Raw genomic sequence first — 19,580 nt, 5'->3', positions numbered from 1 at the left:
GGTGCTCAGAGGGCCGCGCGGGTGGCGCTCAGAGAGCCGCGCGGGTGGCCGTGGCCGCGCTGGCGGCCTGCGCCAGCGCCGCCTCCGATGCCCGCGCGGCAAGCAGATCGGCCGCCACCACCCGCAGCTGGTCCGGCAGGGCAACATCGTGGTCAAGTCGGGGCACCGGCCGGCGCGGCCGCCCCTCGGCGTCGGCGGCCAGATCCGCGAGCTCCTGCACGAGCCGGTGCACGAGCTCGGCCCGGGAGACATCTCCGCCGGCAACGCTGGCGGACCACCGTGGCTGTTGCCAGTGCCCCACCTGCCGCACGATCAGCTCCACCGTCCGCCTCAAGTCCCCGGCCCGCTCCACCCGGCCGAGTCTACGCCGGGCACCTCGGCCGCCTGCTCGTCGATCTCACTGACCAGCCCGTCGCCATCGGGCTGCGAACCACCGCGGAGCAGCCAGCCACGATCATTGAAAACGGCGATGCCCGGCCGCGTGAGCGGGCCGGGCATCGCCGTTGGTCGGAGCCGATCAGTCGTCGCCCTGGAAGTAGCTCAACAGTCGAAGGATCTCGATGTAGAGCCAGATGAGGCTCACCAGGATGCCGAAGGCGGCGACCCAGGAGTAGCGCTGCGGCAGCCCCATCCGGACGCCGTCCTCGACCTCCTTGAAGCTCAGCACGAAGCTGAGCGCCGCCACGACGATGACGACGAGGCTGAACCCGATCGCCAGCGGGCTGCCGTCGCGGAGCCCGGTGTTGATGCCGAAGAGCGACAACACCAGGTTGATCATGATGACCGCGAAGAGGCCGGCCATCGCCGCGACCATGCCCTTGACGAACTTCGGGGTGGCCCGGATGGCCTTGGCCCGGTAGAGCATCGCCATCAGGAAGAAGACGCCGAAGGTGGCAACCACCGCTTGGAGCACGATGCCGTCATAGAGCGTCTCGAAGTACTTGCTGACGGCACCGACAAGCACGCCTTCGACGACGGCGTACGCGACGACCAGCGCCGGGTTCGCCATCTTCGAGAACGAAATGATCAGGCCGAGCACCAGGCCGACCATCGCGGCGCCAATCCACGCAACGCCGAGCAGCGCCTCCGGGATCATGATCCACGAGGCAGCGGCGACCACGCCGAGGATGCCGAGTAGGCTGACCGTCTTCACCACCACGTCGTCAACCGTCATGGTGTTGACGGTCGGCGGCGCAGCCGGGTAACCGGCCTGCGTCGGGTACTGCTGGGGGTAGCCGGGCTGTCCGTACGGCCCGGTCGGGGCGTACCCGGTGGCCCGCTCACGCTCGGCCGCCTGGCCGAGCCGGGCGAGCACCGGGTTCGAGGTCTTCACTGTCAGGCCTCCCTCAGGGGGTTGGTGCACGTCAACGTGCAGCATCAAGGATAAACGGCCAACAGGATTCGTGGAGATCGCACAGGGGCGGCGTTGAACGACGCTCCGACGACGGCTGACCGCAGGTGCCCGGGGCGGGGATCGAACCCGCACGCCTTGCGGCAGCCGCTTTTAAGGCGGCCGTGTCTGCCATTCCACCACCCGGGCGGGCGACACCGGCACGTCGACACGCGACGGTGCAGTGCCACCGTAGCCGGTCTTTGGCCAGCAGGCGTACCCGCAGTCCCAGGTGCCCGGGCGTCGCCGGGGCCCGCCAGCATCCCCGCCAGGGCCCGGGGCGAGCCCCGCGCCCCCGGCTATCGGGGATTGACCGGCTGGGACGCCTCGGCGAACTCCTCACGCGGATCATGTAGCTGACCGAGGGCGACCACCTCACGCCGGAGAAAGAACGCCAACGTCCAGTCGGCGACCACCCGGACCTTTCGGTTCAGCGAGGGAATCCGGCTCATGTGATACGTCCGATGCATGAACCAGGCGGGCAGGCCCCTCATCTTGATGCCATAGACCTGCGCGACGCCCTGGTAGAGGCCGAGGCTGGCGACACTGCCGGCGTGCCGGTGCTGGTAGGGCACCGGCGCCCGGCCCCGGATGACGTTGACGATGTTTTCGGCCATCCGGTTCGCCTGACGTACCGCGTGTTGGGCGCTCGGTGAGCAGAAGCTGCCGGGCTCCCCCGTCAGATCCGGCACCGCGGCGCAGTCCCCGGCGCTCCAGGCGTCCGCCACCACCTGATCACCGTCGACGACCTGCAGCGTGGGCTGACAGGTGATCCGCCCCCGCTCGTCGCGGGGGAAATCCGTCGCGTCCAGCATCGGCGAGGGCTTCACGCCCGCCGTCCAGACGATCGTGTCGGCCGGAAAGCTGTCGCCGTCGGAGAGCTTCACCAGCCCGTCGACGCAGGACTCCAGCCGGGTACCCAGCCGAATGTCCATCCGGCGCCGGAGGAGCTGCCGCACCGTGTAGGCACCCATGTCCGGGTCGACCTCGGGCAGCACCCGCTGCGTCGCCTCGACGAGCACCCACCGCATGTCGTCCGGGTTCAGCTCCGGGTAGTACCGCAGCGCGCTCCGGGACATGTCCTCCATCTCGGCGAGCGCCTCGATGCCGGCGTAACCCCCGCCGACGAAGACGAACGTCAGAGCCCGCTGGCGCAGCGCCGGATCCGGCGTGGCCGCGGCGACATCGAGCCGATCCAGCACATGGTTGCGCAGGTAGATCGCCTCGCCAATGGTCTTGAACCCGATGCCATGCTCGTGCAGCCCGGGAATCGGCAGGGTCCGGGAGACCGAACCGGGGGCGATGACCACCTGGTCGTACCGGATCTCGCGGGTCGGACCGGCGATCGGCTGGACCGAGGCGGTCTTGGCGGCGTGGTCGATCCGGGTGACCGCGCCCACGACGACCGTGCAGCGGCGCAGCTCCCGCCGCAGCGGCACCACGGAGTGCCGGGGCGAGATGCTGCCCGCCGCCGCCTCCGGGAGGAATGGTTGATAGGTCATGTGGGGCTGCGGGTCGACCACGACAACCTCGGCCTCCCGCGGGCCGAGCTTCTTCGACAACCGCAGCGCCGCGTAGAGCCCGACGTGTCCGGCACCCACCACAAGGATCCGCTTCGGATTCACACCTCTATCTTTCCTCGGTGACCCGGCAAATCCCCGGCTACGGAGCCGGTTGTGACCCAACACAACCAGTGACCCCACCTAACCCGGACATACCACCGTCAGCGCCGACGGAGTAGCCACCCCAGCAGCGCGGTCACCAGCACCGCCACCACCAGGCCGGCCACCGTCACCACCTGCAGCCCCTGCGCTCCGCCGACGCCGGCCAGCTCAACCAGGAGCACGCCCAGCACCGCCGTACCGAGCAGCACGGCGACCGCCCGGAGCAGCCAGCGCAGCACCAGGGCCGGATCCACCACCGCGTCGTACGGCAGCACGGCCACCAGCGCGCACAGGGTATGGCTGAGATAGAGCGCCGCCGCCACGGCAAACAACCGCCAGAGCGCGACCGGCCGGTTGTAGCCATCGATTGCCAACACCCACCCGCCCACGGTGAGCAGGGCGACGACGGTCGGCCAGATCCGCCGCGGCCACATCGCCGGCAGCAGCGCCACCACCGGCACCACCACCAGCAGCTGCCCCCGCAGGACCTCCGCCGGTAACGCGAGCAACAACCCGACCAACGCACTGCAGAAGATGCCCGCCCGGAGCAGCAACGGCGCCAGCGCGATCCGGGTCACCGCGCGCCGGGCCGCGCGGGCCCGGGCGACGACGGCGCTCATCGCCGCCCGCCCTCAGCCCGGGCAACCACGGCGCTCATCGCCGCCCGGCCTCCGCCCGGGCCGGCCCGGTTCACCGGACACCCGCTCTCGGCGCGGTCGCCAGCCGAGCCACGTCCCGCAGCACCTCGTCCAGGCTGCCCGCGCCCGCCCACTGCACCACCGGCACACCGTGCTCCCGCAGCTGGCGCTGCATCGTGTCCCGATCCAGCCGCCACAGCCGGTGTGCCGCCTCCGACCACCGCCGCTCCCGCGACGGGGTCAGATCAACCGGGAGGGTGTCCACCGCCACGACAAAACGCCCCGACCAGGCCAGCCGGGCCAGCATCTGCGCGGACCGTTCATCCAGCAACGGCGTAAGCACCACCACCAACGCGTCCGAGGAGAGCAGCTGCGGTCCGAAGCCCGCGTCGTGCAGCTCATCTGGGGAGGACTGCGGATGCACGTCGAGCAACCACTCCAGCACTGTCAGATAGTGGCGGCGTCCGGTGGCGGCACGTAGCCGACGGCCGGCCGGACCGTACTCCAGCAACGACACCCGGTCGCCCCGGTGCAGATAGTGTTCCGCGATCGCCGCGGCGGCCCGAACCGTCGTGTCCAGCACCGAGGCGGTGCCCCCGACTCCACCGGAGCGGCCCGCCTCGGCGAGCACGTCGAGCAGCAGCACCACCTCGGCGTCCCGGTCGGAGAGGGTGGCCGCGACGTGCAGCTGTCGGGCCCGCAGCGAGACCCGCCAGTCCACCCGCCGCAGCCGGTCACCGGGGCCGAAGACCCGTACGCCGGCCAGCTCACCGCCTTCGCCGGGGCGACGCGAGTGGTGCGCACCGACCAGGCCCGCCGCGCGGGGCATCGCCTCCACCGCATCGAAGGGGTCAGTCACCGGGTAGGTACTGACCGGGACCGCCTCGGCCACCACCGCGTGGGAGACCAGTAGGCCGAGCGCGGCGTAGGCCTGGACCCCGACGGGCCCCAGCGGGTGCCGTCCCCAGCGACGCACGGTGCCGGCGAGCTCCACCTCGACCAGGGCACCAGCCGGTACGGCGGTCGCCAGGGGACGGTCAACGACGGACTGCCCGCCGCGCGACGCCGCGTGGCTCGCCGCCGTACCGGCGACGGTCACCCGATCGACCCGCAACCAGCGCGACGCTCGGCTCCGCAGCAACGCGAGGTCATAGTCGACCGGGTCCGGATTCCCAACGGTGATCTGCCCGGAGAGCTCGCCCCCCTCCACCTGGTTTCCCTCGGCGGCGACCTGGACCAGCGGCGACGCCGCGGGCCGGCGCCGCAGGGCGTACGCGGTGCCGATCGCGAACGGAGCGGCCAACACGACCAGGTCCACCCGCCCGAGCAGCACGCCAGCGATCAGAAGCAGACCGGTCAGGAGTACCGCCCGGCCGAACGCCCAGGTCGGCGTCCAGCCACCGGTCTGCTCCGGTGGTGCCGGCACGGTGGGCGAGGTCATCAGCGGACGGGTAGGCCGGTGGCGTAGCTGGGCAGCGCGCCGCTGGCCGGAGCCGGGGTGTCCGCCAGCACCTCGTCAACGATGACTGCCGGAGCGACCCGACGCAGCCACAGCTCCGGACGGAGCGTGATCCGGTGCGCCAGCGCCGGTACCGCCACCTCCTTGACGTCCTCCGGCACCACGTAGTCCCGGCCGGCCATCACGGCCCGGACCCGGGACAGCAGCAGCAGCGCCAGCGAGCCGCGCGGGGAGGCACCGACCAGCACCGAGGGGTGCTCCCGGGTAGCCGCGGTCAGCGCCACCAGGTATTGACCGATCGAGTCCTCCACCACCACGTCCTCCAGCGCGGCCTGCATCGCGCGCAGGGTCGCGGCGTTCACCACCGGCTTGATCTCCGCCTCCTCGCGACGGCGGGAAATCCGGCGGCGCAGCACCTCCCACTCCTCGCCGGGCTCGGGATATCCGAAGGAGACCCGGAGCAGAAAGCGGTCCAACTGGGCCTCGGGCAACGGGTACGTGCCTTCGTACTCGACCGGGTTGGCGGTGGCGAGCACATGGAACGGCTCATCCAGCCGGTAGGTGACGCCCTCCACCGAGACCTGTTTCTCCTGCATCGCCTCCAGCAGCGCGGACTGGGTCTTCGGCGGAGTGCGGTTGATCTCGTCGGCGAGGAGCAGGTTGGTGAAGACCGGCCCGGCGCGGAACGCGAAGTCCCCGCTGCGCTGGTTGTAGAGAAAGGAGCCGGTGACGTCGGCGGGCAGCAGGTCCGGCGTGAACTGGAGCCGCCGGAAATCAAGCCCGAGGGCCTGGGCGAAGGACCGGGCGGTCAGCGTCTTACCCAGCCCGGGCAGGTCTTCGAGCAACACGTGCCCGCCGGCCAGAATCCCGGCGAGGACCAGCTCCAGCGCCTCCCGTTTTCCGACCACGACCTCGCCCACCGCGTCCAGCACCGCGTGGGCAAGGTGGCCGACCTCCGTGGCGGGTAGCTTCCGGTCCACGTCGTTCATCACAGTTTCTCCAGTTCGGCGACGATCGCCGCGAGCTCGCGCGGCGACGGCGGGCGGCGAGGCGGGTGCTCCAGGAAGGTAGCTAGCCGATCACCGAGCAGTACGCGGGCGCGGGCGGGATCCGACTCGCGGGTCACCCCGTGCCGCAGCCGGATCCGTTCGTCGGCCAGCTCGCCGAGTCGGGGCAGGATGGTGCCGTTGAACCGCTTGGCCCGGGTGGCCGCCCAGTCCAGCGGACTCTCCCAACTGTTGATCGCCGCACCCAGCGCGTCGTGTTGGTCGCCGCGATTCCCACGGAGCTCGGCCGGGTCGGACAGGGCCAGGTCAACGGCCGGCGACGCAGGTGGTGGACGGAGCACCCGAACAACGTGGCGGACCAGGAAGAGCGCGAGTACGCCCGCGACCAATACCGGCAACGACACTTGGAACCCGACCGCCCGTAGACCGGCGATCACAACGACCAGCACGGCCCCGGCGCCGGCCAGGTTACGCAGCAACAGCCGCAGCGGTCGGTCGCGAGCCGAACCCCGGCGTGGGCGCTGCCGCGGGCCCTGCTCCTCCGCGCCGCTGAGTAGGTCGTCGATGCTGGTGCCGCTCACCGCGACACCTCCTCGTACCCGGTCGGGAGCCCTCGGTTGATCACTCCGGCCCCTCCCCGCTCGCGCCGGCCAGCGCGGTCAGCTCCCCGCGGAGCCGACGCAACGCGGCCCGGGCCTGGTCCCGGGTACGCTCGTCCACTGGCCGGGTAGCGTAACGCGCCTCCCGGTAGACATGTGCGAAATCGGCCAGCACGTCGGCGCTGGCGATCGCGGGCACCCCGGCGGCCGGGTCACCCCGCAGGAGGCGCACCACCAGCTCGGTGGAGGTGTCACCGGCCAGTTGCCGCACCCCGGCGCTGGCGGCGGCTTCCTCGAGGCGTACCCAGCAGGCGATGACCACCGTACGCGGATCGGTGCCGGTGTCGTCGAGGTCGACCAGGCCGGCGTCGAGCGCGGCGACCACCTCCCGGGCCGTGCCTTCGGCAGTGCGTGGGACCCGGCGCTGGGGTCGGCGCCGAGTGCTTCGCCGCAGCACACTGCGCAGGAGCGTCCCGACGAGGACGCCGGCAACGGCCAACCCGACCAGCCCGAGCAGCGCAAGAAGCGCGGTTCGCAGCCAGTCGGGGCGCCGCTGGCTGTTCAACTCACCCGCGTCGCGCGGTTCTACCGGTATCGATGCTACCGGCTCGGCCGTCGGGTATTCCGGGACGAGCGGCAGCTGCTCGGCCGCGGGCGGGATGCGGCTGGCCCCGAGCGACGAATGCGCGGCCGCTGCAGTGGCGGCGGCCAACAGGAGCAACACCGCTGCGAGCGGCCACCACCGCCGCAGCACACCACTGTCGGCGGGAACCGAGGATGCGGATCGGCGCTTCCGGTCCGTCATCCCAATGCCCCGCAGCCCCTACTCCACCCCGGCCAGTCGTTTCGCCCGGGCGAACACGTCGTCCAGCATCTCTGGTGTCAGCCGCCCGGTGAAGGTGTTCTGCTGGCTGACGTGGTAGCAGCCGAGCAGATCCGGTGCGCCGTTCCCGGACCAGTGTGCCCCATGCGTGAAAGCGGGTCGCGGGCTGGGCGGGGACATCCCGTACGCCCGGTGCAGAGTCGGCCACCACGCGGCCCAGGCGAAGGCGCCCAGCGCGACCACCACCCGCAGGTTCGGCCGGAGCAACGCGACCTCGCGGTGCAGCCAGGGCCGGCAGGTGTCACGCTCGCCCGGGGTGGGCTTGTTAGCCGGGGGCGCGCAACGCACCGCCGCGAAGACCCGGGTGTGGCGCAGGGTCAACCCGTCGTCGGCGGCGACGCTGGTCGCCTGGTTGGCCAACCCGGCCCGGTGCAGGGCGGCGAAGAGGACATCGCCGGAGCGGTCGCCGGTGAAGACCCGGCCGGTCCGGTTGCCACCGTGCGCGGCCGGGGCGAGGCCAAGAAGGGCGATGCGGGCCCTCGGGTCGCCGAAGCCGGGCACCGGGCGCCCCCAGTACTCCTGCTCCCGGAAGGCCGCGCGTCGCGTGCGGGCCACCTCTTCCCGCCAGTCGACCAGGCGGGGGCAGGCGAAGCAGTCGCTGATCGCCGCATCGAGTGCGGCGAGGCTGGTCGCCCCGGCTGCGGCCCCGGTTACCTCCTCGGCGGTGCGTGGCCGGGCCGCGACCGCGGGTACCCGCGGCACGCGCCGATTCCCGGCGGGAGTTCCGCCGGGAGTCACCGATCCGTGGTCAGCCAAGCTTCGCCCGGAAGAGTTCCAGGGTGCGGGCCCACGCCGTGGCGGCAGCCCGTTGGTCAAAGTTCTCCGGCCGGTCCTCGTTGAAGAAGGCGTGCGCGGTGCCCGGGTAGTCGTAGGTCTGACAGGTGCCGCCGCCAGCCTCGATGGCCCGACGAACGAGCTGCACTCCCGGGTCGGCCGAGGTGCCGTCGGCCTCGCAGCAGTGGATGGCCGCGGCCTTGCCCGCGTACTCCGACCCCTCCGGGCGCATCCCCTCTCCGGGCAGCCGCGGGTAGAAGGCCGAGGTCGCGACGATCCGCTCGGTGCGGGCAACGGACCAGAGCGCCAGACTGGCCCCCGCGCAGAAGCCGACGCAACCAATCTTGCCGGCAACCTCCGGCCGGCCCGCGAGGTAGTCGGCCGCGGCGGCGACATCCGCCGCCGCGGCGTCCAACTGCCCGCTGTTGAGTAGTTGCCGGGGTTCCTCCGGCTTGCTGGCCGGCCCGCCGCGCCGCAGGTCCGGGGCGAGGGCGACGAAGCCGGCCTCAGCGAAGCGGTCAACCACCGCTCGGACGTGCGACGCCAGGCCCCACCAGTCCTGGATCACAATGACCGCCGGGCTGGCCGTACCGCCAGGAGGTACCGCGAGATACCCCTCGCCCGTACCACCGTTGCACCGGTACGTCACCATGTCGCCCATCGGCCGTCCTCCTAGCGGTCAGTCATCGTTGGCTGGTCGCCCAGTGGTCCTACGTGCCGGTAGCCTGCCACGCCACGCGGGCCCCGGGAAGACGCCGGAGAAGTGGCGTTCACCTCCCGTACACCAGTCGATGGCTCGGGTACGGCGGTCAGGAGTTGTCGGTCAGGCAGAGCACATAGCCCGTCTTGCCCGGAGTGACGTTGCTTAAGATGTAGTAGTCCTTGTTCTCCTGGAGGAACTGGTCGCACGCTTCGCCGGACTCGGCCTGCGCCTCGGTCTGATCCTCTGCTCGACCGACGACCTTGTACCTCGCCTCGGCGGAGGCACAGTCAACGACCTTGCCACCGTCGACCGCCTCCATCTCGTCGCCGCTGATCGTGGATAGCTCGCCGATGCAGTCACCAGCCTTGGCTTCCGCGGTCTCATCTAACCCGCGGAGCACCGCTTCCAGGCCGAACTTGAGGCCGGCGATCACCAGGAACGCGACGATCGCGCCAACAATGCCCAACACCTTCTTGCGACCGGACTTCCGAGCTGGCTCTGGGGTTGGGGGGCCAGCCTCGGGCACACCGGTCGACGGCTGAAAGCCAGCCGACTGCGGAAAGCTGGGGTTGGTGGGGGGTACGACCTGCTCCGGCACGAATTTTCCTTCCAGAGGTTAATAGTGCGGAGGACACGGTAGATGATCAACAACGGCCCTTTTGCCCCACAGCCTCATCCCTTCGGCCATTGTCGTCGCTACGGAAATATGAGTTCCCACCATGGAACTGAAAGGGGCAGCGCTCACCCGGTGGGCGCGACACCCGGGGCGGGCGCGGAGGTCGGCGGGGTCTCCGGCACCTCCGGTGTGACCGGCGAGGGCTCCGATGTGGTTGGTGCCGTCTCCGGCACGGCTGGTGAGGCAACGGAGTCCGGCTGGACCGTCCCAGGTGGAGCGGGGAGGGCCGGTGGGGACGCGTCAACCGTGGGCCGCGGCCCGAACGGTGCCGCCTCCGGGCAGTACGGGTAGCCACGCAGCAGCGGGTTGGTGTTATTGATCTGATCCCGGCGGATCACATCGCGTGCGGCAGCGCAGTCCGGGTAGCCGAGCCGGATCGGATCGCCGTTCTGGTCGAACAGCCGCGCGTAGTCCACCAGCTGACCCTCGGTGTCATAGACGAAGACGTCACGGATGTGGTCGTACTGGCTGTCGACCGAGATCGGCGTGTAGTAGTTGCCCTCACCGCGCCGATCATCCAGTTGCACCAGCCCCACCAGCCCGAACCCGACGAGCACCAGGTTGCCGAGGACCAGCAGCCGCCCTGACCAGCCTCGCAACTGGGCCTTCCGGCGACCGAGCATGACCGAGGCTACGACCAGGGCCGCCAGGATCATCAGGCCGAGCAACAGGTGGCCTTCGAACCTGGGCAGTAACCCGACAGCGCCACCGAAGCCGCCAGTGAGCAGGGCCAGCAGCATCGCCGCGAGGTAGCCACGCAGAATCCACCAGCCCGGGGCGAGTAGGTGCAGGAAGGAGCGCACCGTCGGATACCCGAGGGGTGGACCGAGTTGCCGGTCGAGCGTGTTCAGCCGGGCGCGGACCCGGTCCACGACGGCATTCAGCTCTCCGGTCGCCAGCCGCCGTCCAGCGCCGACCCCGGCGGCGGTCCGCAGCTCGGAGGCGTAGGCCTCCGGCTCGCCGAGCCGTTCCACCAGCGTTCCGTCGGACTCGGCGGCCACCACGGCGAGGTGCTCCGGCAGGTCTTCGGTCAGCTCGTCGCGGACCGCTGGCGGCAGGTCGGTCAGGGCGCCGCGAACCCGGGCGACGTAGTCGGCTATCTCCTGCTCAGTGACGGTCATGCCGCCCTCCCCCGATCGTCGAGCAGCGTGTCCATGGTGCTGGCGAATGAGCGCCAGAGCTTGCCGGAGCGCGCGATTTGGTCGCGGCCGGCGGCGTTCAGCGAGTAGTACTTGCGGTGCGGCCCGGATTCGCTGGGCACCACGTACGTGGTGAGCAGCCCCGCCGCGAAGAGGCGCCGCAACGTGCCGTAGACGGAGGCGTCGCCCACCTCGGTCAGGCCGGCGTCGCGGAGGCGACGCAGGATGTCGTAGCCGTAGCCGTCCTCTTCCCGAAGCACCGCGAGGACAGCCAGGTCCAGCACGCCCTTCAGGAGCTGTGTGGTGTCCATACGAAGGACAGTACTGTTCAATGCACAGTAGCGTCAACCGACCTGGTCGACCGAGCCCGCGGTGGGCGCCCCGAGGCCAGGCCTACCACCTGCAGACACCACAACGACCAGAACCCTGCGCGGAGCGGCTGCCGGCAGGGCCGCCCGGCTAGTTGAGCCCACTCCAGGGCAGGCGAGCCGGAGCGGGAAACTTCGCGTGATAGAGGGCGGCGGATGCCTCCCGGCTCCACTCCGGCATGCCTTCGGGCACATCCGTCGGATCGACAACCACCTCGACGAAGGTCAACCGCTCCGGAGGCTCGTCGATGTCGGACAGGATCTCGGCCAGCTCGGCCTCGGTGCGGGCCGTGCGCGCAACGAAGTCCTCCTCCTCCGCGAACACCGCCAACAGCTTGCCGTACCGCCAGTTGGGTATCTCGGCGTAACCCTGAGACTCTTCCCCAATCGCTTTCTCGAGCGCCCGCTCGGTAGCGTAGCCGCTATTGTTAACCATGAAAATTAGTGACGATTGACCAAAGTTGAACATCTGGCCAAACTCCTGCGGGGACATTTGCATTCCACCGTCACCGGTAATCGATACCACGCGCCGTTCCGGTTCAGCGACTCCGGCACCGAAAGCGGCAGGAATCGCGTACCCGGCCGAGCTCCAGATTGGCCCTGCCAAAACGGATACGCCGGTCGGCAGACGCATCATCTCTAGGCCAAAAAAGGCGGTCCCGACCTCCGCGACCACCACGTCCCCCGGCCGTAACTGAGCCTCGATCGCCGGCCAGAGTCGTTCGTGAGTGATCGACTTGCTACCCGCCCTGTCCAGTTCCGACAATCCCTTCGACTGAACCACCGCGCTCGACCAGCCGCTCGTACGACGGATAGCCAGCTGATGCAACCGGTCCAACGCCGCAGCCATGGAGATCGGGCCGAAACGGGTACCGGCAACCGATGCGGCATCCGGCCCCAAATTAATGATCCGATCCGGATCCAGTTCCGCGGTGAACAGGCCATTCCAGTCGAAGAACGTGGCTCCCAGGCAGACCACGACGTCGGCGCCTTCGACCACCTCCCGGACCGCGGCCCGACTCTCCAGGCCAGAATAGACCCCGATGTAACGAGAGTCAGCCTCGTCAAACAGACCCCGACCGAGCGCCTGCGCGGCAACGGGCCAATTCCACTCGTTCGCGAACGCGGCGACGGCCGGCCCCAGGCCCAGCCGGATCGGCACGTTACCCACCAGCAGTACCGGCCGCTGGGCGTCGGCGAGCCGGCGGTGCGCAGCGGCAGCAAACGCGTCCAGTTGCGCCACGTGGGTGACCGGCTCCGGGCGCCGGAAGGGTCGCGTCGGTCGCGGGACGGAAGCCACCGCCACATCACCCGGAATTCGGATGTACACAGGACGCTGCTGCGACCAACACGCGTTCAGCACCCGATCGATCTCCCGCAGCGCATGCTCCGCGGTCAACGACGTCTGAGCAACCGTGACCTCGCACGCCATCCGAGCCCAATGGTCAAAATCGCCGTCCACGAGCGAGTGATGAACTGAGGTGCGGCGACGCATAATCTCGGTCGAGGGGCCACCGACGATCGAAACGACGGGTACGGACTCCGCCATTGCGCCGGCCAGGGCGTTGAGCACCGACAGCTCACCCGGACCGTACTGGGTAGCAGTTGCCCCGATGCCAGCCATCCGCGCGTAGCCGTCCGCGGTGTAGCCGGCGTTGAGTTCGTTTGAACTGCCGACCCATTCTATTCCGTCGAAGGCCATGACCTGGTCGGTGAACTCCATCGCATAGTCACCCGGCACCCCGAAGATGTGCCGCACACCGAGGTCGTGCAGGCGACCGAGTAGCAGTTCGCCGACGGCGACCGTCTCCTCCTTCCCGCCCACCATGCTCCCCTCGCCACGAAAGCCTGACCATGAAACAGTCTCAGCCTATCCGGAGCATCCGAAATTTGGGCTGGTTCGGGCGTATTGAGAAGGGAACGGATCGGTGCCACTCCTACCGCAAGCTGTAGGCGATGCCGTCCAGAATGTCGTGCTCGGAGGCGACCACGAGGTCCTTGCCCGAACGCTCCATAATCACGCGAAGCACCAGGGCACCCGCCGCGATCACGTCGGCTCGACCCGGATGCATCACCGGGATCGCCAGCCGCTGCGCCCGGGTCGCCACCAGCAGGTCAGCAGTCACCTCCGCCACCGCCCGATACGACACCCGGGCATGGTGGATACGCTGCGGGTCGTACCCGGTCAGCCCTTCGGCGATCGCGACCACCGTGGTGACGGAGCCAGCGAGCCCGACCAGCGTGGCGGCCTCCCGACCGGGCACCGCATCGAGCGCCCGGTCCACGGCAGCCACGATGTCAGCCTCGGCCGCCCTGATCTCGGCGGGGTCCGGCGGGTCACCCGCCAAGTGCCGCTCGGTCATCCGGACACAACCGATGTCCACCGAGATCGCGGCGTCCACACCACCGCTGCCGGTGCCCACGACGAACTCCGTCGAACCGCCGCCGATGTCGACCACCAGGTACGGCTCCCGGGTCGAGTCGGGCAGGCCACGAACTGCCCCGGTGAACGAGAGCCGTGCCTCCTCCTCCCCGGTCACCACCTCCGGGGCGACCCCCAGCGTCCGCTCCACCATGTCGCGGAAGTCGGCGGCGTTCTCCGCGTCCCGGGAGGCCGACGTGGCACACATCCGCACCCGGTCGACGCCCAACTTCTCGATCTCGGCGGCATACTCCGCCAGCGCCACCCGAGTCCGCTCGATCGCCTCCGGGGCCAACCGGCCGGTGCGGTCGACGCCCTGGCCCAGCCGAACGGTCTCCAGCCGGCGGCTCAACTCGACCAACGGTGCGCTCGCCCCGGCGCCCGGATCCGGCAGCTCGGCGACCAACAGGCGAATCGAGTTGGTCCCGCAGTCGATGGCGGCCACACGCGTCGTCACGCCCGCAACCCTACGGCAGGCCGGACAGCCCGCTCAGAGCCGCAGCAGCATTCGGGTGTTGCCGAGTGTGTTCGGCTTGACCCGCTCCAGGTCGAGAAACTCCGCGACACCCTCGTCGTACGAGCGCAGCAGTTGTTCGTAGACCGGGTGCGGCACCGGCGCCCCGTCGATCTCGGTAAACCCGAACTGACCGAAGAAGCGGGTTTCGAAGGTGAGTACGAAGATCCGAGCCACGCCCAGCTCCCGGGCACCGTCGATCAGGCCGCCCACGATCTGGTGCCCGATCCCGCCGCGCCGACAGCTCGGGTCGACCGCCACCGTCCGGATCTCTGCCAGGTCCTCCCACATGACGTGCAGGGCGCCACAGCCGACCACGTCCCCGGTGGGTGTCACCGCGACCCGGAACTCCTGCACGTCCTCGTACAGGGTCACGGTCGCCTTGCTGAGTAGTCGCCGGCCGTCGGTGTACGTGTCGATCAGCCGTCGGATCCCCCGAACGTCCGCCGTCCGGGCGCGACGGAGCACGAGTCCGCCGGCAGCGGTCATCTCACTCGTCCGCTGGCGTGGCCACGCAGGGTCCCCCCGCCCACCACGGCTCGATCAGCCGCAACACCTCGTCCCCGAGCGGGTTGACACCGGGACCGGCGGCGAGCGCGTGCCCGAGGTGCACGTGCAGGCACTTGACCCGATCCGGCATCCCCCCGGCGGAGATTCCGGCGATCTCCGGCACGTGACCGATCGCCTCCCGGCGCCGGAGGTAGTCCTCGTGCGCGGCGCGATAGCGGGCGGCCAGCTCCGGATCCGCCGCGAGCCGGTCGGCCATCTCCCTCATCAGCCCGGCGGACTCCAGCCGGCTACAGGCCGCCGTCGCCCGGGGACAGGTCAGGTAGAAGAGCGTCGGGAAGGGCGTGCCATCGGCGAGCCGCGGCGTCGTCTCCACCACGTCGGGCATGCCGCACGGACAGCGGTGGGCCACCGCCCGGGTGTCCCGGGGCGGACGGCCGAGCTGCCCCGCCACCGCGGCTAGGTCGGCCGGGGTTGCCGGCTCTCGTCGCGGCAGCGGCACGGAGGATGCCGCCGGCTCCTGCGGTGGTACGACTGTCACGGTGTCCTTCCTGATTCGGTGGCGGCACGCACTCGCCGGGCTATTCCTGATCCGCGGCCGTCACGCTCGACCACATGATGTCGTACCACCGATCGGACCCGGCCAGACCGCCCAGGCCGGCGGACTGATCCGCCGCCGCGTCCGCTCCCGGTTTGGGGAGCACGATCAACAGCTCCTCGCCCTCAACGCCCATGAAGAAGCGTTCCCGGGCCTCGGCCGCGATGTACTTCGGGTCCTGCCACTTCGCGGCCTTGACGGTGAGTCTCTCGATCTCCGCCCGCTGCGCTGCCTGGGCGGCCTCCATCCGGGCGATATCCGTCTGCTGATCCAGGTAGACCCGGACCGGATAGGTGTAGGCGAGAGCGAGGGCGATCAGCACCGCGACCAGCACGGTTGCCCGCCCGGTCCCCCATCGGGGGCGGGGTGCGGAGAGTCGCTTCACCGCACCCCCGGGCGCCGACCGCCGAACGGCGGGCCGGTTCGCCGAACGGGCCCCGTCGGCGCCCCGGACCACGCCCGGTGCGCGGCCGGCGGCCGCCCGCGACTCACCGCGGGCGCCGCCCGCACGAACCGGCCGGGCACCGCCCGACCGGCCGGCCTGGCCGGGCCGGCGGGCCGGACGCTGTCCGCCCGGCGTGCGGCGCTGCTGCATCCTCTGGCCCCTCCCCCCGAGGTTGCGCGTCTGTCAGGCAGAACGGTAACGCGGGAACGCGCCCGACCCGGCGTACCGCGCGGCGTCAGCCAGCTCCTCTTCGATCCGCAGCAGCTGGTTGTACTTCGCGACCCGGTCCGAGCGGGCCGGGGCGCCGGTCTTGATCTGGCCGCAGCCGGTGGCGACCGCCAAGTCGGCGATGGTGGTGTCCTCGGTCTCGCCGGAGCGGTGGCTCATCATGCACCGGAAGCCAGCCCGGTGGGCAAGGTCCACCGCGTCCAGGGTCTCGGTGAGCGAACCGATCTGGTTAACCTTCACCAGGACCGAATTGGCGGCGTTCTCGGCGATACCGCGGGCGATCCGCTGCGGGTTCGTCACGAACAGGTCGTCGCCGACAATCTGAATCCGGTCGCCAACGGCAGCGGTCAGCGTCCGCCACCCGGACCAGTCATCCTCGGCCAGCGGGTCCTCGATCGACACGATCGGGTACGCGTCGGCGAGCTTGGTGTAGTAGCTGCTCATCTCCTCCGCGGTCTTCGCGGCGCCCTCGAAGGTGTAGGTGCCGTTGTCGAAGAACTCGGTCGCGGCCACGTCGAGCGCGAAGACGATGTCGGTGCCGAGCCGGTAGCCCGCCTTCTCGACCGCCTCAGAGATCAGGTCCAGCGCGGCGGCGTTGGTCGGCAGGTTGGGCGCGAAGCCACCCTCGTCGCCGAGGCCGGTGGAGAGCCCCTTCTTCTTCAGCACCGACTTCAGCGCGTGGTAGACCTCGGTGCCGGAGCGCAGGGCCTCCCGGAAGGTCGGCGCACCGATCGGCGCGATCATGAACTCCTGGATGTCGACGTTGGAGTCCGCGTGCGCTCCACCGTTGAGGATGTTCATCATCGGAACCGGCAGCAGGTGCGCGTTCGGCCCGCCGAGGTAACGGAAGAGGCTCAGCTCGGCGGCGCCAGCGGCTGCCTTCGCCACCGCCAGGGAAACGCCCAGGATCGCGTTGGCGCCGAGCTGGCTCTTGTTGTCCGTACCGTCGATGTCGAGCATCTTCTGGTCGATCAGCCGCTGCTCGCTGGCCTCGTACCCGATCAACTCGTCGACGATCTTGTCTTCGATGTTCGAGACGGCCTTGGCAACGCCCTTGCCGAGGTAGCGGTCCTTCGCACCGTCGCGCAGTTCGATCGCCTCGAAGGCACCGGTGGAGGCGCCCGACGGCACCGCAGCACGGGCGATCGTACCGTCGTCGAGCCCAACCTCGACCTCGACGGTCGGGTTGCCCCGTGAGTCGAGAATTTCCCGGGCGACGATTCCCTCGATGGTTGCCACTGAGTCGCTCCTCGTGTGTGTTGCCGTTCGGTCATGGCCGCGACGGTGCGGCTGGGAAGGTGTTGCACGCAGCGTATCGGGCGGCGATGGAGCGCGACGCGGCACCCGGCGGTTGAATCTCCGGCCACGCTGTCGAGCGCCGGCCCTTTCCGCGGAGCGGCCTGCCCGACATTCCGGTATTCTCCGATGTCAACCGACGTCGGAGTTTGCGCACACGATCGATCCGATCGGCGAGGTTGGTCGTCATGTCCGCCATCTCGACCCCGCTCCGACTACTCGCCGCTGCCGCCATCGCGTCGCTCACCGTTACCGGTTGTCAAAGCCTCGACGAGGCCGGCCGGACCATCGGCCACGCCGATGGGGTCAACGACCTCGCGAACCGACTGGACAGATCCCCGATCCGCACCTACACGGCCGGCTACCGGTCGGTGTGACGGTGACCAGCTACCGGGATACCGCGGACAGCCCGATCTTCGAACTGCCGACGGAGGCCGACGTGGTCGACCGTTCGACGAGCCCGGGAAGCTGACCCAACCGAACCTCAGCCGTCGGCGCTGCCGGCGCGTTCGGCTCGGCGGACGGTCTCGGCGTGGGCGAGGGCGGCGCGGCGCAGGGCCGCCTCTGGATCCAGCCCGGAGGCGCGGGCGGCGGCCACCGCAGCCAGCAGGTCGGCGCCGAGCCGGGCCTCCGGGTCGACCTGCGACTGCGGCGGCGGGGGCGCGACGGCGAGCCGCACCCGGGCGACCCGGTCAATGATCTTGGCTGCCAGGGCGAGAGCGGGCTGGCTCAGGGCGATGCCGTCCAGCACCGAGTCACGCGCCTTCTCCGCCTGCTTGATCCGCTCCCAGTTCTCCTCGATCTCGGCAAGGGTGCCGGCCTGCTCCTCGGCGAAGACGTGCGGATTGCGCCGCACCATCTTGTCGACCAGGCCACCGGCCACGTCGTCCACGCTCCACCGCTCGCCCTCGGGCAACTCCTCGGCGAGCCGGGCATGCAGCACCACCTGGAGCAGCACGTCCCCGAGCTCCTCGCGGAGCGCGTCGGTGTCACCGGCGCTGATCGCGTCGTACGCCTCGTAGCACTCTTCCAACAGGAAACCGGCCAGGCTGCGGTGGGTCTGCGCCCGCTTCCACGGGTCACCCCCGGGCGAGGCGAGCCGGTCCAACACCGCCACCGCGTCGAGCAGCCGCGCCCCGGGCGGGTCCCATGATCCGTACAGCAGCTCCAACTCGGCGAGCCCCGGCTCCCGGGCCAGGCGCAGGCCCAACTCCCGAGCGAGTGACTCGTCACCCGCCGGGCCGGCGAGCCAGACCGCACCACCGCGGGTGGTGGCAGTGTCGAGCAACGCCGGGGTGGCCGGGCCGGCCACGACGGTGACCTCGGCACCCGCGACCCGCAGCGCCGCCGTCAGCTCACTCTCCGCCCCGGCCAGCACGGGATGCTGGCGTACGACGTCCCACGCGGCCGCGGTGAGCAGCCCGGCCGGCAGCCGCGGCGAGGTGACGAGCAGAGTGATCCGCGCCGTCATGCTCAGGCCGGCTGCTGCGCCCCGGCCGGCGGCTCCGGGCTGGAGACGTCGGTGACCGCGTCGGAACCGGGCTCACCCAGGAGCACGCTGACCGCAGCGACCTCGGAAGAGAAGTTAAGGACCGGGAACTCCAGGGGTCGGTAACGGGGATTGACCGTGACGTCGTACTCCCCAGCAGCCTCGGCCAGGACCCGACGGCTCGCCAGCGCGTTACGCAGCTGGGGGACGTCGAGCTGACCGGCGACCACGGCATCCGGAGTGTCCGGAGAAATCACTCCGGCCGCCCGCCCGGCGGCGATCACCTCCGCGAGCTCCTGCTCGGTCGGCGCGACCGAGTTGCCCGCCGGCAGCCCGGAGCGGCAGGTGTGGAGGGCGGCCAGCTGCCGCACATACTCCGACTCCGGGGGGAGGCCAAGCTGACCAGCAACCTGAACCGGCTCCACCCGCCCCAGCGGCTGGTAGCCCTGGTCCGCGGAGACCTGGTCACACAACGTCCCGACCACCCACGTGCCGACGACCTGAGACCGGGGCGGCAGCTCCGGGGCCGGCCCACCGAGCTCGGGCGCCTCCGTCGCGGCGCGGCTGTCCCGCAACTCGTCGAGGATGCTGTCCACGGTGTCCTCGGTGATCCGCTGGTCACCCACGTACGCGGCGACACCCGGCTCGGTACGACATCCGGTCAAGGCGACGAGGCCGACCACCACGCTGGCGGCGGCGACAAGACGGCGAGCACGCATAACGGCAACTCTCTCACGCCGGCAGCCCCGGACCGGACGCCCCCCAGGACCCCGCGTCTCCC

The 19,580-nt window shown here is 70.4% G+C and carries 21 protein-coding genes, 1 tRNA gene and 1 pseudogene; 1 reads left to right on the top strand and 22 read right to left on the bottom strand.

Annotated elements, in window-relative coordinates; genetic code table 11:
- Positions 1-28 precede the first annotated feature (28 nt).
- The 20 genes from SALPAC2_RS0121140 to eno all read right to left on the bottom strand — a co-directional run bounded on the left by SALPAC2_RS0121140 (position 29) and on the right by eno (position 17,253).
- Positions 29-352 carry a hypothetical protein gene (locus SALPAC2_RS0121140; protein ID WP_223874105.1) on the bottom strand — a complete coding sequence of 108 codons (324 nt, stop codon included), beginning with the start codon at positions 350-352 and terminating at the stop codon, positions 29-31.
- A 165-nt stretch (positions 353-517) separates the two neighbouring features.
- The gene (locus SALPAC2_RS0121130) at positions 518-1,333 is read right to left on the bottom strand and encodes a Bax inhibitor-1/YccA family protein (protein WP_018218619.1); all 816 of its coding nucleotides are present in this window, start codon (positions 1,331-1,333) and stop codon (positions 518-520) included.
- A 126-nt stretch (positions 1,334-1,459) separates the two neighbouring features.
- Positions 1,460-1,540: transfer RNA gene (locus SALPAC2_RS0121125), tRNA-Leu, on the bottom strand.
- A gap of 149 nt (positions 1,541-1,689) precedes the next feature.
- Positions 1,690-3,015 carry an NAD(P)/FAD-dependent oxidoreductase gene (locus SALPAC2_RS0121120; RefSeq protein WP_018218618.1) on the bottom strand — a complete coding sequence of 442 codons (1,326 nt, stop codon included), beginning with the start codon at positions 3,013-3,015 and terminating at the stop codon, positions 1,690-1,692.
- Between the two features lie 98 nt (positions 3,016-3,113).
- Complete coding sequence (locus SALPAC2_RS0121115; RefSeq protein WP_018218617.1) at positions 3,114-3,674, bottom strand: hypothetical protein; 561 nt, start codon at positions 3,672-3,674, stop codon at positions 3,114-3,116.
- Between the two features lie 70 nt (positions 3,675-3,744).
- Positions 3,745-5,133, bottom strand: a complete 1,389-nt coding sequence (locus tag SALPAC2_RS0121110) for a DUF58 domain-containing protein (protein WP_018218616.1) — start codon at positions 5,131-5,133, stop codon at positions 3,745-3,747.
- Entirely contained in the window at positions 5,133-6,140 is a 1,008-nt protein-coding gene (locus SALPAC2_RS0121105; RefSeq protein WP_018218615.1) for an AAA family ATPase, read from the bottom strand. The genes SALPAC2_RS0121110 and SALPAC2_RS0121105 overlap by 1 nt, the downstream gene beginning before the upstream one ends.
- Positions 6,140-6,739 (bottom strand): hypothetical protein, encoded by a 600-nt coding sequence (locus SALPAC2_RS0121100; RefSeq protein ID WP_018218614.1) that lies wholly within the window; start codon positions 6,737-6,739, stop codon positions 6,140-6,142. Before SALPAC2_RS0121100 ends, SALPAC2_RS0121105 begins: the two co-directional genes overlap by 1 nt.
- A 40-nt stretch (positions 6,740-6,779) precedes the next feature.
- On the bottom strand, positions 6,780-7,562 hold the full coding sequence (locus SALPAC2_RS0121095) for a DUF4129 domain-containing protein (protein WP_018218613.1): 783 nt from the start codon (positions 7,560-7,562) through the stop codon (positions 6,780-6,782).
- Between the two features lie 18 nt (positions 7,563-7,580).
- Positions 7,581-8,342, bottom strand: coding sequence for a uracil-DNA glycosylase (locus SALPAC2_RS0121090; protein ID WP_018218612.1), 762 nt, complete (start codon positions 8,340-8,342; stop codon positions 7,581-7,583).
- 46 nt (positions 8,343-8,388) lie between these two features.
- Complete coding sequence (locus tag SALPAC2_RS0121085; protein ID WP_018218611.1) at positions 8,389-9,075, bottom strand: dienelactone hydrolase family protein; 687 nt, start codon at positions 9,073-9,075, stop codon at positions 8,389-8,391.
- 148 nt (positions 9,076-9,223) lie between these two features.
- Positions 9,224-9,715: an LppU/SCO3897 family protein gene (locus tag SALPAC2_RS0121080; RefSeq protein WP_018218610.1), complete on the bottom strand. Its 492-nt coding sequence runs from the start codon at positions 9,713-9,715 to the stop codon at positions 9,224-9,226.
- A 143-nt stretch (positions 9,716-9,858) separates the two neighbouring features.
- Positions 9,859-10,914 carry an HAAS signaling domain-containing protein gene (locus tag SALPAC2_RS0121075; protein ID WP_018218609.1) on the bottom strand — a complete coding sequence of 352 codons (1,056 nt, stop codon included), beginning with the start codon at positions 10,912-10,914 and terminating at the stop codon, positions 9,859-9,861.
- A complete protein-coding gene (locus SALPAC2_RS0121070) occupies positions 10,911-11,243 on the bottom strand; it encodes a PadR family transcriptional regulator (protein ID WP_018218608.1) in 333 nt (110 codons plus the stop codon). The genes SALPAC2_RS0121075 and SALPAC2_RS0121070 overlap by 4 nt, the downstream gene beginning before the upstream one ends.
- 148 nt (positions 11,244-11,391) lie before the next feature.
- The gene (locus SALPAC2_RS0121065) at positions 11,392-13,128 is read right to left on the bottom strand and encodes an alpha-keto acid decarboxylase family protein (protein WP_018218607.1); all 1,737 of its coding nucleotides are present in this window, start codon (positions 13,126-13,128) and stop codon (positions 11,392-11,394) included.
- Between the two features lie 109 nt (positions 13,129-13,237).
- Positions 13,238-14,167: a Ppx/GppA phosphatase family protein gene (locus tag SALPAC2_RS0121060; RefSeq protein WP_018218606.1), complete on the bottom strand. Its 930-nt coding sequence runs from the start codon at positions 14,165-14,167 to the stop codon at positions 13,238-13,240.
- A 45-nt stretch (positions 14,168-14,212) separates the two neighbouring features.
- Complete coding sequence (locus SALPAC2_RS0121055) at positions 14,213-14,725, bottom strand: amino-acid N-acetyltransferase (RefSeq protein WP_018218605.1); 513 nt, start codon at positions 14,723-14,725, stop codon at positions 14,213-14,215.
- Position 14,726: 1 nt separating this feature from the next.
- Positions 14,727-15,284 (bottom strand): DUF501 domain-containing protein, encoded by a 558-nt coding sequence (locus SALPAC2_RS0121050; protein WP_018218604.1) that lies wholly within the window; start codon positions 15,282-15,284, stop codon positions 14,727-14,729.
- Between the two features lie 40 nt (positions 15,285-15,324).
- Positions 15,325-15,936 (bottom strand): FtsB family cell division protein, encoded by a 612-nt coding sequence (locus SALPAC2_RS0121045; RefSeq protein WP_018218603.1) that lies wholly within the window; start codon positions 15,934-15,936, stop codon positions 15,325-15,327.
- Positions 15,937-15,969: 33 nt separating this feature from the next.
- The gene (gene eno / locus SALPAC2_RS0121040; protein ID WP_018218602.1) at positions 15,970-17,253 is read right to left on the bottom strand and encodes a phosphopyruvate hydratase; all 1,284 of its coding nucleotides are present in this window, start codon (positions 17,251-17,253) and stop codon (positions 15,970-15,972) included.
- A 245-nt stretch (positions 17,254-17,498) separates the two neighbouring features.
- On the opposite strand from eno, the pseudogene SALPAC2_RS0121035 reads away from it, so the two are divergent.
- Positions 17,499-17,678 (top strand): annotated as a pseudogene (locus tag SALPAC2_RS0121035) (hypothetical protein); the annotation flags it as partial.
- 116 nt (positions 17,679-17,794) lie between these two features.
- Here SALPAC2_RS0121035 and SALPAC2_RS0121025 read toward each other — a convergent pair.
- A complete protein-coding gene (locus SALPAC2_RS0121025; protein WP_018218599.1) occupies positions 17,795-18,781 on the bottom strand; it encodes a nucleoside triphosphate pyrophosphohydrolase in 987 nt (328 codons plus the stop codon).
- Positions 18,782-18,783: 2 nt separating this feature from the next.
- Positions 18,784-19,518, bottom strand: coding sequence for a hypothetical protein (locus SALPAC2_RS0121020; protein ID WP_018218598.1), 735 nt, complete (start codon positions 19,516-19,518; stop codon positions 18,784-18,786).
- Between the last annotated feature and the right edge of the window lie 62 nt (positions 19,519-19,580).

The organism is Salinispora vitiensis, assembly GCF_000378825.1.
GTDB lineage: Bacteria > Actinomycetota > Actinomycetes > Mycobacteriales > Micromonosporaceae > Micromonospora > Micromonospora vitiensis.
Note: the sequence above shows the minus strand (reverse complement) of the source record. Positions and strands in the feature narration are given on the sequence as shown.